The organism is Actinoplanes derwentensis, assembly GCF_900104725.1.
Classification (GTDB): domain Bacteria; phylum Actinomycetota; class Actinomycetes; order Mycobacteriales; family Micromonosporaceae; genus Actinoplanes; species Actinoplanes derwentensis.
On record NZ_LT629758.1, the window covers coordinates 631407 to 644506 of the forward strand.

Annotated in this window: 13 protein-coding genes; 6 read left to right on the forward strand and 7 right to left on the reverse strand. The window is 69.9% G+C overall.

Going from position 1 to position 13100, the window contains the following annotated elements:
- Window positions 1-54 precede the first annotated feature (54 nt).
- A complete protein-coding gene (locus tag BLU81_RS02710; RefSeq protein WP_231954058.1) occupies window positions 55-726 on the reverse strand; it encodes a class I SAM-dependent methyltransferase in 672 nt (223 codons plus the stop codon).
- Between the two features lie 144 nt (window positions 727-870).
- On the opposite strand from BLU81_RS02710, the gene BLU81_RS02715 reads away from it, so the two are divergent.
- Window positions 871-1062 carry a CsbD family protein gene (locus tag BLU81_RS02715; protein WP_092541277.1) on the forward strand — a complete coding sequence of 64 codons (192 nt, stop codon included), beginning with the start codon at window positions 871-873 and terminating at the stop codon, window positions 1060-1062.
- A 112-nt stretch (window positions 1063-1174) separates the two neighbouring features.
- On the opposite strand, the gene BLU81_RS02720 is transcribed toward BLU81_RS02715, so the two are convergent.
- Window positions 1175-2527, reverse strand: a complete 1353-nt coding sequence (locus BLU81_RS02720; RefSeq protein ID WP_092541278.1) for a KamA family radical SAM protein — start codon at window positions 2525-2527, stop codon at window positions 1175-1177.
- A 163-nt stretch (window positions 2528-2690) separates the two neighbouring features.
- Between BLU81_RS02720 and BLU81_RS02725 the strand changes: the two genes are divergently transcribed.
- The 4 genes from BLU81_RS02725 (at window position 2691) to BLU81_RS02740 (ending at window position 7761) form a co-directional block, all read left to right on the forward strand.
- Entirely contained in the window at window positions 2691-4229 is a 1539-nt protein-coding gene (locus tag BLU81_RS02725) for an amidohydrolase (RefSeq protein ID WP_092556511.1), read from the forward strand.
- Between the two features lie 564 nt (window positions 4230-4793).
- Window positions 4794-6401, forward strand: a complete 1608-nt coding sequence (lnt, locus tag BLU81_RS02730; protein ID WP_092556513.1) for an apolipoprotein N-acyltransferase — start codon at window positions 4794-4796, stop codon at window positions 6399-6401.
- A complete protein-coding gene (locus BLU81_RS02735) occupies window positions 6398-7186 on the forward strand; it encodes a polyprenol monophosphomannose synthase (protein WP_092541280.1) in 789 nt (262 codons plus the stop codon). The genes lnt and BLU81_RS02735 overlap by 4 nt, the downstream gene beginning before the upstream one ends.
- A 62-nt stretch (window positions 7187-7248) precedes the next feature.
- Window positions 7249-7761 carry an FxsA family protein gene (locus BLU81_RS02740; protein WP_092541282.1) on the forward strand — a complete coding sequence of 171 codons (513 nt, stop codon included), beginning with the start codon at window positions 7249-7251 and terminating at the stop codon, window positions 7759-7761.
- 285 nt (window positions 7762-8046) lie between these two features.
- Here the strand turns inward: BLU81_RS02740 and BLU81_RS02745 are convergent, their stop codons facing one another.
- The 4 genes from BLU81_RS02745 to BLU81_RS02760 all read right to left on the reverse strand — a co-directional run bounded on the left by BLU81_RS02745 (window position 8047) and on the right by BLU81_RS02760 (window position 11781).
- Window positions 8047-8385, reverse strand: a complete 339-nt coding sequence (locus BLU81_RS02745) for an RNA polymerase-binding protein RbpA (protein WP_045741810.1) — start codon at window positions 8383-8385, stop codon at window positions 8047-8049.
- Window positions 8386-8998: 613 nt separating this feature from the next.
- Window positions 8999-10126, reverse strand: a complete 1128-nt coding sequence (locus BLU81_RS02750) for a coiled-coil domain-containing protein (RefSeq protein WP_092541284.1) — start codon at window positions 10124-10126, stop codon at window positions 8999-9001.
- Between the two features lie 68 nt (window positions 10127-10194).
- A complete protein-coding gene (locus BLU81_RS02755; RefSeq protein ID WP_157751128.1) occupies window positions 10195-10926 on the reverse strand; it encodes a hypothetical protein in 732 nt (243 codons plus the stop codon).
- Window positions 10927-11205: 279 nt separating this feature from the next.
- Window positions 11206-11781, reverse strand: coding sequence for an ADP-ribosyltransferase (locus tag BLU81_RS02760; protein ID WP_269460979.1), 576 nt, complete (start codon window positions 11779-11781; stop codon window positions 11206-11208).
- 108 nt (window positions 11782-11889) lie between these two features.
- Between BLU81_RS02760 and BLU81_RS02765 the strand changes: the two genes are divergently transcribed.
- A complete protein-coding gene (locus BLU81_RS02765) occupies window positions 11890-12693 on the forward strand; it encodes an SDR family oxidoreductase (RefSeq protein WP_092541288.1) in 804 nt (267 codons plus the stop codon).
- On the opposite strand, the gene BLU81_RS02770 is transcribed toward BLU81_RS02765, so the two are convergent.
- Window positions 12683-13081, reverse strand: coding sequence for a DoxX family protein (locus BLU81_RS02770; RefSeq protein ID WP_092541290.1), 399 nt, complete (start codon window positions 13079-13081; stop codon window positions 12683-12685). The two genes, BLU81_RS02765 and BLU81_RS02770, sit on opposite strands and share 11 nt — an antisense overlap.
- Window positions 13082-13100 lie beyond the last annotated feature (19 nt).

A 13100-nucleotide genomic window follows, 5' to 3' on the forward strand; every position in this document is an offset into this window, starting at 1 on the left:
ACCCTTGTTTCCCAGCAGTCCAATTCCCGCCCTATGGTCTGCTGAGCAGCAGGCTCAGGGGCGGGTCAGCGCGGTGGCCGACAGGCATTCGGTGACGTAGGGCAGCGCGTGCGAGCCACGACCGAGCAGGGCCGGATGGGTGGCGAGCAACTGGCGGACCTGGGCCAGGACGGCGGCGCGTTCGTCGGCCGGCAGCAGGACGATGTTGCTGCGGCCGGTGACCAGTTCGATCAGCTGGTCCGGGCGCAGCGGGTGGGTCCACCCGAAGGTGGCGCGGTCGGCGGGGCCGAACGGCGGGCCGAGCCGGGGATGGCGGCGGGCGTCGGGGCTGCCGATGATCTCGCCGAGGCGGGCGGCCCAGTCGACGCGGTCGTCGCGGGCGTTCCAGATCAGGGCCAGCCGGCCGCCGGGCCGCAGCACCCGGACCACCTCGGGTAGTGCCCGCTCCGGGTCGGCCCAGTGCCAGCTCTCGCCGGCCACCACGACGTCGGCGGAGCCGGCCGGCAGCGGGATCTGTTCGGTGCCGCCGACGTGGGTGACCACCTCGGGCAGGGCGCGGCGCAGTTCGGTGAGCATCGCGGCGGACGGGTCCACCGCCACCACGTCCAGGCCGCGGGCCCGCAGCCGCCGGGTGAGCCGCCCGGTTCCGGCGCCGAGCTCGACGACCCGCGGCGTGCTGTCGGGCAGCAGCCAGTCGAGAGCCTCGGCCGGGTACCGGTCATCCACGGGCGTGATCCTAACCCGCTTTGTCCTAGGACGCTTTAGCGGGTGTGTTGTGGAGCAGGTGTTTCAAAGGATCTCGGTCGGGGCAACCTCTGATGCGTAAGCAAGAACGCGGCACCGCAGCACTGGACCAAGGAGGACGGGCGCATGAGCATCACCGACAAGGTCAAGAACAAGGCCGAGGAACTGACCGGCAAGGCCAAGCAGAGCGTCGGCCAGGCGACCGACAACGAGCGCCTCATCGCCGAGGGCAAGGCCCAGGAGACCGCGGCGCACGCCAAGCAGGCCGGTGAGCACGTCAAGGACGCCGGCAAGGACGTTCGCGACACCTTCAGCTAGCCGGCGGCCCGCCGGGGGTCTCAGCGGCCGTAAGGGCGGCCGAGGGCATCAGGTTCACCGGCGGCTTCGCGGGCGATGGAAAGGCGGGACCCGGTTCGGGTCCCGCCTTTCATCATTGCTGCTGCTTGCGCCACCACGCCTGGCCGGACTCCGGGAGGGAGTCGATCGGGTCGTAGTAGGCGAACTGCTTACCGAGGGCGTCGCTGTCGTCGGCCTCGATGGAGGTGCGGTAGTTCTTGGTCCAGTACGAGATGCCGTGCTCACGGTCGTAGTCGGCGATCATGTGGACCCATCGTTTGCCGACGAACGGCACGTCACAGACGATGCGGGGCGTCGCGTACCCGGGTAGGTAGCCCATCATGTCGTGCTGCAGCTGCTGGGCCTGCCAGACCGGGACCCGCCAGTGCTCCGCGTTGGGGATCATGTCGCACATGTAGAAGTAGTAGGGCAGGATGCCGGCCTCACCCTGCAGCGCGAAGCACAGATCGAGCAGTTCGGTGACCCCGGCGTTGACGCCGCGCATCAGGACGCCCTGGTTGCGGACGTCGCGGACCCCCACTTCCAGGAGGGTACGAACCGCGCGGGCCACCGTGGGCGTCAGCGAGTTCACGTGGTTGACGTGGGTGTGCACGGCCAGGTTGACGCCGCGCCGTTCGGCGGTGACGGCGACCCGGTGCATGCCCTCGACCACGTCGTCCTGCAGCCAGTGCTGGGGGAGCCCGGCCAGGGCCTTGGTGGCGAGCCGGATGTCGCGGACGGTCGGCACCGACAGCAGGCCCATCAGGTACTGCTCGAGTTGTTTCCACGGGACGTTCGCGACGTCACCTCCGGAGACGACCACATCTCGTACACCCGGGTGGGTCTTGAGGTAGGCCAGGTGCGCCTCGTAGCGGTCGGCCGGCTTCTGCAGCAGTTTGAGTTTGGCGACCGTGGGGGTGCTGTTGCCGACCAGGTCCATCCGGGTGCAGTGCCCGCAATACTGCGGGCAGGTGGAGAGCAGCTCGGCGAGCACCTTGGTCGGGTAACGGTGGGTGAGGCCCTCGGCGACCCACATGTCGTGCTCGTGCAGGGAGTCGCGGGCGGCGTGCGGGTGGGACGGCCAGTCGGCGCGCCGGTCGGAGGCGACCGGGAGCATGTAACGGCGGATCGGGTCGGCGTGGAACGCGGCCGTGTCCGGAACCCGGTCCGGGACCATCGTGTTGATCATCTGGGGTGGCAGCAGCATCGACATGGTGGCCAGCTGCCTCTGGTCGGTCTCCAGGTCGGTGTAGAAGCTCTCGTCGACCAGGTCGCCGAGCACGGCGCGGAGCTGCCGGGCGTTCTTGACGCAGTTGACCCGCTGCCACTGGGCGGACTGCCACTGAGCGGCGGTGACGTCGCGCCAGCCGGGGAACCGGGTCCAGTCCGGCTCGGTCAGCTCGCGCCGCCGGTATTCATACGGCTGGCCTGCGTCGGGTTCTCCCACCGGATCCTCCTGATGTTGGACTGCGGCCCAAGCTACCGGAGAATATCCGGTCCAGGTAGCGATCAAACGTAAAATCTGCGGTCAATCGGCTCTTGATCGCGATTGTTTCATGTGGTGAGGTGGGTGTGGAGGACATGTGCCGGAGAGCGGCAGACTGACCGGCATGACGAAGACTCCCTCGGTCCGCTACCTGAACGGACGCTTCTACTCGGCCGCGGACCCGCGCGCCACGGCGATGGTCACCGGCGGTGCCACGATCACGTGGCTCGGTGACGGCGCCGACGCCCCGGCCGCCGACGTCACCGTCGATCTGGGCGGTGCGCTGGTGACCCCGGCGTTCGTGGACGCGCACCTGCACGCCACCGACACCGGGCTGGCGTTCGACGGGCTGGACCTGTCGCCGGTGCGGTCGCCGGGGGAGCTGCTGGAGCGGGTGGCCGAGTTCGCGGCGACCCGGCCGGCCGACGCGGTGGTGCACGGGCACGGCTGGGACGAGTCGACGTGGGCGGATCAGACGCCACCGTCCGCGGAGCTGCTGGACCGGGCGGCGGGCGGCCGGCGGGTCTATCTGTCGCAGGCGTCGGTGCATTCGGCGCTGGCCTCGTCGGCGCTGCTGCCGGTCGCGCGCGGGGTGCACGGCCACGACGAGTCCGGGTGGGTGCGGGAGGCGGCACATCATGCCGTACGGGAGATCGCGCTCGGGTCCCTGACCCCCGCGCAGCGGGAGTCGGCGCAGCGGACGGCTCTGTCGCGGGCGGCGGCGCTGGGGATCGCGGCGGTGCACGAGTGCGGTGGGCCGGGCACGTCCAGTGAGGAGGACTTCACGTCGGTGCTGGCGTTGTCCGGGCGAGGGTTGCCGCGGGTGTTCGGGTACTGGGGTGAGCTGGGCGGGATCGAACGGGCCCGGGACCTGGGGGCGCACGGGGCGGCCGGGGATCTGTACGCGGACGGGGCGCTGGGTTCGCGGACGGCGTCGGTCCGCTCGCCCTATCTGGACGGTGACCACGGTTGCGGTGAGGCGTTCGTGACCGCCCAGCAGGCCGCAGATCATCTGCTGGACTGTGTACGGGCCGGGTTCCAGGGTGGTTTCCACGCGATCGGGGACGCCGCGATCGCGACGGTTCTGGACGGGTTCGCGCTGGCCGCCAAGACGGTCGGGGTGGACCGGTTGCGGGAGGGGCACCACCGGATCGAGCACGTCGAGCTGATCGACAAGACGATGATCGCGCGGATGGTGGAGTTCGGGGTGATCGCCTCGGTGCAGCCGGTGTTCGACGCGCTGTGGGGCGGGACGGACCGGATGTACGCGCAGCGCCTCGGGGTGGACCGGGCGCTGGCCAGCAATCCGATCGGGGCGATGCACGCGACCGGGGTGGCGCTGGCGTTCGGTTCGGATTCGCCGGTGACCGCGCTGGATCCGTGGGCGATGGTGGTGGCGGCGGCGGCCCCGCGCAATCCCCGGTTCCGGATGAGTGTGCGGTCGGCGTTCGCGGCGAGCAGTGCCGGTGGCTGGCGAGCGGCCGGAGTGGAGGGTGCGGGCACGCTGAAGCCGGGTGCGGCGGCGACGTTCGCGGTGTGGGAGACGCCGGGCGGGGTGTCCGGCGGGTTGCCGGTGCTGCTGCCGGACGTCGACGACGTGCTGCCGGAGCGGCCGGTGTGTGTGCGTACCGTGCTGGACGGCGGCACGATCTTCCAGAGGTGACGTAAACCTCGCCGGGCTACCGGGGTGATGGTGGCCGTCGATGCCGGGTGTGCCGGGCCGGTGTGGTCCGGGTGAGCCGGTGTCGAGGTCGGGGCCGGATATGCATCGGTCTGTTCCGGTGTCTCGAGATGTCGTGGGAATGACCTGATCGGGTACGGGACGTGACACGCCCGTGGATGCGACACGCCGCGACACGGGGGACCCGGTTGACAGGCGGGCGGGGGATCGACGTACCGTCGTCCAGTTCCTGGTTCCATGTTTCGCTCTCCGGTCCACTGGCCGCAGTCCTCGCTGGGGTCGCGCGTTCAGCCAGGTCCAGGGGACGGGAGTGTGCGGGGTGGTGCGGGCCGTCGCGGCGGCCCCTGAAGGTGATCAGGCCATGGCCAGTAGACAACGGCGCGGCGCGGGCATCCGGCACGCGACGCGCCGGTCCGAAGGTCATGGCGAACTCACCGGATTGCACTGCTCATGGACAGGGGTGGAGCACCCGAGGGGCGTGGTCGAACCGTGACCGCGCCCCTCCGTCGTCGCAGCTCGCGGGCGGGTAGCCTGCCACGCGTGGAAATGACTCTGCCCCCGTCGGCGCTGGCCGAACCGGGTCCGTCCCCGGCCGGCGGGCCGCGCCGTCCTCTCCGGTTGCCGGTGGCCGCGGCTCTCGCCGTCGCCGCGGGTGCCGCTCTGCTGCTGGCGCTGCCGCCGTTCGACCTGTGGTGGCTCTCCCCGGCCGGAGTGGCCCTGTTGTCGGCCGCGGTGCACCGGCGACGGTTGCGGGCCGGGTTCGGGCTCGGCATGCTCGCAGGGCTGGTGCTGTTCGTGCCGCTGCTGCAGTGGACGACGATCGGTGCCGGGTGGCTGCCGTGGATCATCCTGTCGGTGCTCCAGGCGGCCTACCTCGGGCTGGCCGGGCTGGCCGGGGCGTGGGTCTCGCCGTTGGTGGACCGGTGGCGGGTGTTGTGGCCGCTGCTGGCCGGGCTGATCTGGACCAGCCAGGAGTTCCTGCGGGGCCGGACCCCGTTCGGGGGATTCCCGTGGGGGCGCATCGCGTTCAGTCAAGGCGATTCACCCACACTGCGACTTGCCGCGTACGGGGGAGCACCCCTCGTCACGTTCGCCGTCACGGTGGCCGGAGGCGCCCTGGTGGCGCTGTTCTGGCGCCGGTCGGGGATGCTGGCCGCAGCCGGGTTCGCCGCCGTGGTGGCGGTGCTGCTGGGTGCCCCGGCGGCGCTGCCGCTGACCGCGACCGGTGGGCCGGCCACGACGGTCGCGATCGTGCAGGGCAACGTGCCCCGGCTGGGGCTGGAGTTCAACGCCCAGCGGCGGGCCGTGCTCGACAACCACGTGACGGCCACCGTCCAGTTGGCCGCCGATGTGGCCGCCGGGCGGCAGAAGCAGCCGTCGCTGGTGGTGTGGCCGGAGAACTCCAGCGACATCGACCCGTTGCGCAACAGTGACGCCGCGCAGCAGATCCAGTACGCCGCGGACACCGTCAAGGCGCCGATCCTGGTCGGTACCCTGCAGCGCACCGACACCCCTGGCGACAACTACAACGTCGGCATCCTGTGGAACCCCGGCACCGGCCCCGACCTGGCCCAGCAGTACGCGAAGCGGCATCCGGTGCCGTTCGCCGAGTACATGCCGCTGCGGTCGATCGCGGGTCTGGTCAGCGACCGGGCGAACCTGGTCAGCAACATGCTGCCGGGTGACCATCCGGGTGTCATCGCCACCGGTGCGGTGGTCGTCGGGGACGTGATCTGCTTCGAGGTCGCCTACGACGGTCTCGTCAAGGACGTCATCGACGGCGGTGCGCAGATCCTCGCGGTGCAGACCAACAACGCCACGTTCAACGAGGCCGAAGCGTTGCAGCAGCTGTCGATGGTGCAGCTCAGGGCGGTGGAGCACGGTCGTGAGGGGCTGATGGTGTCGACCGTCGGCGTGTCCGCTTTCGTCGATGCTGAGGGCACCGTGCATGGTTCGACCGGTTTTAACACGGCTGCGGTGGTGGTGCGTGACATGAATCTGGACGGACCGCGTACGCTGGCGACCCGTTTGGGTAATCGGCCCGAGATGGTGCTCGTGCTTGCTACGGTCGGCGCCCTCATCGGTGCGCTCCCCCTGCGCCGCCGGCGGGACGTAATCGACGGGGACAGTGTGAAGGTTTCGGAGGAACAGTGAGCGAGGCGGAAGGTTACCCGGGAGTGGGGCGGGTCCTCGTGATCATTCCCACCTACAACGAGTCGGACAACATCCGGTTGATCACCGAGCGGACCCGGACATCGGTCCCGTCGGTGGACATCCTGATCGCCGACGACAACTCCCCGGACGGCACCGGAGCCATCGCCGACGAACTCGCCGAGGCCGACGATCACGTCTTCGTCCTGCACCGGGCCGGCAAGGAGGGCCTCGGAGCCGCCTACAAGGCCGGTTTCCAGTGGGCCAAGGACAAGGGCTACGACGTCGTCGTCGAGATGGACGCGGACGGCTCGCACGCGCCGGAGGAGCTGACCCGGCTGCTGGACGCGCTCACCGGCCACGACGCGGTGATCGGGACCCGCTACATCCCCGGCGGTACGGTGCACAACTGGCCGATGCGACGGCTGCTGCTGTCACGCGGCGGCAACCTGTACATCCGGATGGCGCTCGGGATGCCGTTCAAGGACGCGACCGCCGGATACCGGGCATACCGGATCGGTGTTCTCGACAAGATCGATGTCGCGACGATCGCGTCAACCGGCTATTCGTTCCAGGTCGAGATGACCTGGCGGGCGTACAAGCAGGGTTTCCGGATCATCGAGGTGCCGATCACGTTCACCGAACGCGAAATCGGCGTCTCCAAGATGAGCGGCAACATCTTCAAGGAACAACTGCTCAGGGTCACCCTGTGGGGCGTGCAGCACCGCAAGGACAGCCTGCTGGGGCTGCTCAACCGCAAGCCGCGACAGGGCAACACCTGGCCGTGAGGTGTCATGCTTGACGGAGCCCGTCGTGAGACGGGCTCGTGACACCCTCGGAGGTTCTTTCGATGCGCCGAAGCAGACTGGCCTATCTTCCGTTCGTCTTCCCGCTGCTGGCGTTCGCGGAGTTCCTGACTTTCGTGTCGGTGGCGCACGCCATCGGCTTCGGCTGGGCCATCCTGGTCCTGGCCGTCTCCAGCCTTGCCGGGCTCGCTCTGCTGCGCCGGGAGGGCATCCGCGGCTGGCGGGCCTTCCAGGAGGCCAGCCGGGCCGGCCGCCCGCCCGGTGCCGGCGTCAGCAACTCGCTGATCGGTCTGTTCGGTGCGCTGTTACTGGCCATCCCCGGTTTCGTCACCGGTGTGGCGGGTCTGCTGCTGCTCGTGCCGCCGGGCCGCACTCTGGCCCGTCGTGGCGTCGAGCGTCTCGCTGAGCGCCGTCTCGGCGGTGCCGCCACCAGCGACCTGTTCGGCCCCCGCAAGGTGCGGGTGCACCAGTCCGGCCCGGTGACCGTCGTCGTCGACGACGCTCCACCGCCGCCCCGCCCGGCGGCCGGCGCCATCGAGGGCGAGATCGTCCGCTGACCCGGTTTCCTCCGGTCTGGTTTCCTTCGGTCCCGGTGACGACACCGTCGCTGATCCGGTTCCGCTGCTCCCGGTGGGCGACAACCGGGAGCACGGCCTTTGCCTGCGGTTCCGGCGCGTGACAGCCGGGAAGATGGCCGTTCGCCGTGGTTCCGGCGCGTGACACTGGGGCCATGTTCGACGAGATCTTCCCCATCCTGACCACCCCGGATCTGGAACGGCCTTCCGTGAACGACGAAAGGCCGCCCCCACGCCGAGCGTGGGGGCGGCCTTTCGGTTCGGTTCTCAGCGGCCTCGGCGGGTGCGGACCTCCTGCAGCCGCTCGTTGAGAATGTCCTCGAGTTCGGCGATCGAACGCCGCTCGAGCAGCATGTCCCAGTGGGTGCGCGGCGGCTTCGCCTTCTTCTGCTCCGGCTCGCTGCCATCGACCAGTCGGGCGACGCTGCCGTCGAACTTGCACTCCCAGGTGGTGGGCACCTCGGCGTCGACGGCGAACGGCACCTCGAACTGGTGACCCTTCGCGCACAGGAACTCGCGGGTCTGCCGGGGCGCCAGCTCGGTGTTACGGTCGGACTCGTAGCTGACTGCGCCAAGACGGCTGCCACGCAGCATGCGTTCGCCCATGATCGGCTTTCCCCTCGCTCGTGGTGCTGCTCTCGTTGGTGTAACGAAAGTGGCGGCCGCTGGATTCCTCCAGCCGGGATCCCTGACGGCCGCCGAAAGTCTGTCCGCACCGCCGGTGTCGACGGTGTTAACGCTATGAGCGTAACCGGCCACTCACCCCACCCCGCAAACCGAGATGGCGTCAGAGTGGACCTTGGTCCACTTTATGGTTCTTTGACGCTTCTGTGGGTGGTGCGATGTCGATCACTCGACCGGATTCACTCTTAATTTACGGAACCTTGGGTTACCTGGCGATCCGCTTACTGTAGTGATCGGCTACAACAGGGCCTCCTGAAGTGTTACCGGAACATCGCGAACCGCCCGGCGAACGTGAGAATGGTCACCCGTCAACCCCTTCGTTTCGTGCCCAAACTGGTTACCCCGAACCTCGGCGTGCACACCAGCCGGTTCCGAAACACCGCCACCACCCACTCACCCGTTCCAGCGACCGTCATCCGGGTGACGCCGCCGGGCGCGAGCGACGTGGGCGGGCGGCGTGGGGCGGTCGGGCGGCCGCTTCGGTGTGGTGACTTCGGGTGCGAACCGAACCCGAAGTCACCACGCTGAAGTGGGGTCAGCTGTTCTCGGAGGCGGCGGGCTGGGCCGGGGCGGCCGGGCGGGCCTTGCCCAGGTTGGCCAGGGCCGCCGCCAAGTCGCTGACCTGTGAGGTCAACTGGGCGACCCGTTGCTGCGCGGCGTCGGCGTCGGCCCGGGCCGACGACAGGCGGCGCTCCAGATCGGACTGCTCCCGGGCGGCGCGCTCCACCGCACGTTCCAGATCCTCGGCGGTCCGGCGCAGACCGTCGCGTTCCGCCGACACCGCCGACAGCGACTCCTGCGCGGACTTCACCTCGGCCAGCACCCGGCGCACCTGGCCGGCCGCCTCGTCACGCTCCCGGTCGGCCGTCTCCGCCCGTTTCCGGTCCCGGAGCGCCTCCTCCGACAGGCGCTCCGACTCCGCGCGAGCCGCCGTCAGCTCCTCGCGGGCCTGACGCTGGGCCTGCTCGGTCGCGCTCCGGAAGTCCTTCGCGTCCTGCAGAGCCGTCTTCAGGTCCCGGTCCGAGGCGTCCCGCTGACCCCGTACGTCAAGAAGCTCCTTGCGGGCTGTGTCCCGCTCCCGCCCGGCGGCGTCCCGTTCGGCCTCGGCCCGCTCGCGCAGCGCGACGGCCGTGGTGGCGGCCCGGACCGCCTCGTCGCGGGCCACCGACGCCTCCTGCGCCCGTCGCCCGGACTCCTCGGCGTTGCGCTGCGCGTCCTGCGCCTGAAGTTGTGCCTCGTCGCGTTCGGCGGTGGCCGCCGACGCGAGCTGCTGCGCCGCCGACGCCGCCTTCGCGGCCTGGTCGGCATCCCGGCGGGCGTCGTCACGTTCCGCGTGCGCGGCCGCCACCTGGCCGGAGGTCTCCGCCCGGACTTCGGCGACCTGCCGTTCCACTCCGGCCGGGGACATCTCCGAATGCAGGGCCTCGCTCAACGACCCGACCAGCTGATCGAGCCGGTCGACGGCCTCCCAGGTCCGCGCCACCTGCCCGGCCAGTCCCGGCGACGAACGGTGTCGCATCCGCACGTTGCGCGACGCCCGCTGGCATTCACCGTCGTTGTCACGGCAGTAGCGGAACGGCCGCCCGGCGGAGGCCCGCTGAGGCACGGGGCGCCCACAATGGGCGCAGGGACGGTTCTCGGTGTCGTTCTCCTGCACAGTCATAGCGCCCCCACCTTAGAACCGTGGCGCCCCGCCCTCCAGCAACGACACCGGCGGTTGATCAGAGTTCGTCAGGCGGTCCGCTGCACCCAGCTCGCGACGGCGGTGGTGGCGGTGGCCGGCGGCTGCTCCGGAAGCAGATGGTGGCGCTGGGCGGCGGCCTGCCCGGACGCGAGGGACACCTCACGGCGCAGGCTGTCCCGGGTGGCGGCGGCCAGGCGGGCGTCGTGCTGGGCGGACTCCTCCGCGTCCACGGCCTGCCGGTACAGGTGGTAGCGGACGGCGGCGATCGCCCGGTGCAGCACCAGCTCCTGCTCGACCGGATGCAACCGCGGGTTCCAGCCGCCCTCACCGGCGGACAGGTCGGTGGCCACCGTCGCCGGAAGGTCGCCGCGCTCGACCGCCTCGGCGACCGCCCGGTGCAGGAAACGCTCGCGGGCGGCGAACTCGGTGGTGGTGCGCAGGGTGTCCGGAGTCCGGAAGGCGGCGGCCGCCCGGGTCTTGTCCAGCTGGCGGTCGGCTTCCTGCCAGGCCAGCCAGGCGGCCTCGGCGTGTTCCTCGGAGTGCTGCCGGAACTCCTGCCAGCGCTCGGCGGCCTCGTCGGCCCGGCTCGCGGCGACCCGCACCTCGTCGGCCCAGCGCTGTGCCTCGACCGCCGCGAGATGACGCCGTTCGCGTTCCTCGTGGGCGTGCCGCACGGCCGGGATCCGCTGCAGGATCCGGATCAGCTGCTGACCGGCCACCAGCAGCAGAGCGGACAGGCGGGCCCACAGGGTGGCCGCAGGTGTCATCGGTGCGCTCACGGTCGGTGAATCCCCACTCGCTCGGCCTCTTCGCTGAGCGGGGGCGTGTCTCCGCTGAGCGAGGCGATTTCGACCGTACCCGCCGAGGTGGGCACCAGCATCGGTCGCAGAGCGTGATGTTCGCTGCAGTCGGCGGGTTGATTTCGGAGCGTTCGGACAATTGTGTGCGCAGGCCATTTCCCGTGCCACGGATGGCGAAAGGGTAAGCCGGGCGATCGGAATTCCGGTTACTGCCTGTGATGCGGGCCCGCTACTGAGGGCGGGCCCGCACGGGCGGGATCAGTGCCAGGGTTTGTAGTTCGGGTTGCTCAGGCAGTCGTTCATGACTTCGGTCTTGGTGGTCTTGTCGACGGGGCAGACACCGATCACGTACTCGCTGCGGATACCGCCGGGGAACGCGACTTCGAGCTGGTCGGCGTACTTGTGGGTGTCCCCGATGGTCTTGTTGACGTCGATGCCGCCGGGCGCGTCGATGTAGTAGTTCCAGCCGGACTTGTACCAGGACTTGTAGAGATCGTGGTCGTAGGTGGTGGAGACGTACGGCGACGGCTGGTTGACCAGGACGTACTGCTTCACGTCGTACTGCCCGCCGGTCACGTCCTTGGCGGAGAAACCGGTGGCGAAGATGACGTCGGGAGTGCGGCTGTCGCTGCGGTAGAGGGTGCCGCAGTTCTGCCGCCACACCGGCGCCGGGGTGATCCGGTCGAGCTTGACGTTCGCCGGATCGGTGGCGGCCCGCACCTTGTCGTCGACGATCGGGCACGACGGAGCGGCCGAAGCCTGCACCGGCGTGGTCAAACCGGCGAGCGCGGTGCCGAATACGATCGCGGCCGCGGCGAGACGCCGTCGGAACATGTGGTTGATCATGTGGTGCACGATGTCGGCCCGGCCCACTACCAGGGCGGATAGTCACACGATCGTCGCGTGTCCACCCGTACCGGAAAATGTCTTAAGGTTTCGGGCATGGATCGCACTGCGTTGGTCACCGGAGCGTCGTCGGGTATCGGCAGATCGACGGCGGCCGCTCTCGTGGCCCGCGGTTACCGGGTGCTCGGGACCAGCCGCGATCCGGCGGCACTCAAGCCGGAGCAACGTGCCGACGGGGTGGAGTACCTGGCTCTGGACCTCACCGACGACGCGTCGATCGAGAGCCTCGCGCCGGAGCTGGCCGGGGTGGACGTGCTGGTCAACAACGCGGGCGAGAGCCAGTCCGGTCCGATCGAGGAGTTGCCGGGCGAAGCACTGCGGCGGCTGTTCCAGATCAACGTGTTCGGGCCGGTGCGGCTGACCCAGTTGGTGCTGCCGGGGATGCGCGAGCGCGGGCGGGGCCGGGTCGTGATGGTCGGGTCGATGCTGGCGTCGTTCCCGCTGGCCTACCGGTCGGCCTATGTCGCCTCGAAAGCCGCGATCAAAGGTTTCAGCAACGGGGCCCGGCACGAGCTGAGCCCGTTCGGGGTGTGGCTGACCACCGTCGAACCGGGGTCGATCGCCACCGGCATCAGCGAGCGGCGCACCGAGTACAGCGCCGGGAACTCCCCGTACCGCGACGATCTCGCGACGATGCTGGCCGCCCTGAACCGCAACGAACGCGACGGCATCACCGCCGAACGGGTCGCCGCGACCATCGTGTCCGCGATCGAGGCGCCCCGCCCGAAAGCCCGTTACGCGGTCGGCAGCAACGCTCCGCTGGTGTTCGGGCTGCGGCGCCTGCTGCCCGGCGGTCTCGTCGAGAAGATCATGCACCGCAAATACGGCCTCAGTCGGTAGATTTCTTCGGCGGCAGCGTCGCGGCCAGCGCCCAGATCACCAGCAGCGGCTGGAAGAACAATCGCGCCAGCCGGGCGCCGTCGGTGTTCAGGCCGAAGCCGTCCTTGTGTTCCAGCCACTGGGCGACGTTGCCCGGGAAGATCACCACGAAGAACAGCGCCACGATCACCCCGAGCCATCGGCGGGCCGGTTGCCGCCACACGGCCAGCAGTGCCACCCCGAGACTGATCTCCACGATGCCGGAGGCGATCACCACCAGGTCGGCGCCGATCGGGAACCAGTCCGGCACCTGCGCCTGGAACTCCTGCCGGGCCACGGTCAGATGAGTGATCCCGGCGAAAGTCAGAACGGCGCCGAGAACGCCCTGTGCTACCTCTTTGAGACCCATGGGTGCAGAGCATGCCCGA

Excerpts from the sequence above, each read along its gene's own strand:
- BLU81_RS02715 (WP_092541277.1), top strand. The coding sequence starts at position 871 with ATGAGCATCACCGACAAGGTCAAGAACAAGGCCGAGGAACTGACCGGC.
- BLU81_RS02740 (WP_092541282.1), top strand. The coding sequence starts at position 7,249 with ATGCGCCGAAGCAGACTGGCCTATCTTCCGTTCGTCTTCCCGCTGCTG.
- BLU81_RS02770 (WP_092541290.1), bottom strand. The coding sequence starts at position 13,081 with ATGGGTCTCAAAGAGGTAGCACAGGGCGTTCTCGGCGCCGTTCTGACT.
- lnt (WP_092556513.1), top strand. The coding sequence starts at position 4,794 with ATGACTCTGCCCCCGTCGGCGCTGGCCGAACCGGGTCCGTCCCCGGCC.
- BLU81_RS02745 (WP_045741810.1), bottom strand. The coding sequence starts at position 8,385 with ATGGGCGAACGCATGCTGCGTGGCAGCCGTCTTGGCGCAGTCAGCTAC.
- BLU81_RS02765 (WP_092541288.1), top strand. The coding sequence starts at position 11,890 with ATGGATCGCACTGCGTTGGTCACCGGAGCGTCGTCGGGTATCGGCAGA.
- BLU81_RS02760 (WP_269460979.1), bottom strand. The coding sequence starts at position 11,781 with ATGTTCCGACGGCGTCTCGCCGCGGCCGCGATCGTATTCGGCACCGCG.
- BLU81_RS02725 (WP_092556511.1), top strand. The coding sequence starts at position 2,691 with ATGACGAAGACTCCCTCGGTCCGCTACCTGAACGGACGCTTCTACTCG.
- BLU81_RS02750 (WP_092541284.1), bottom strand. The coding sequence starts at position 10,126 with ATGACTGTGCAGGAGAACGACACCGAGAACCGTCCCTGCGCCCATTGT.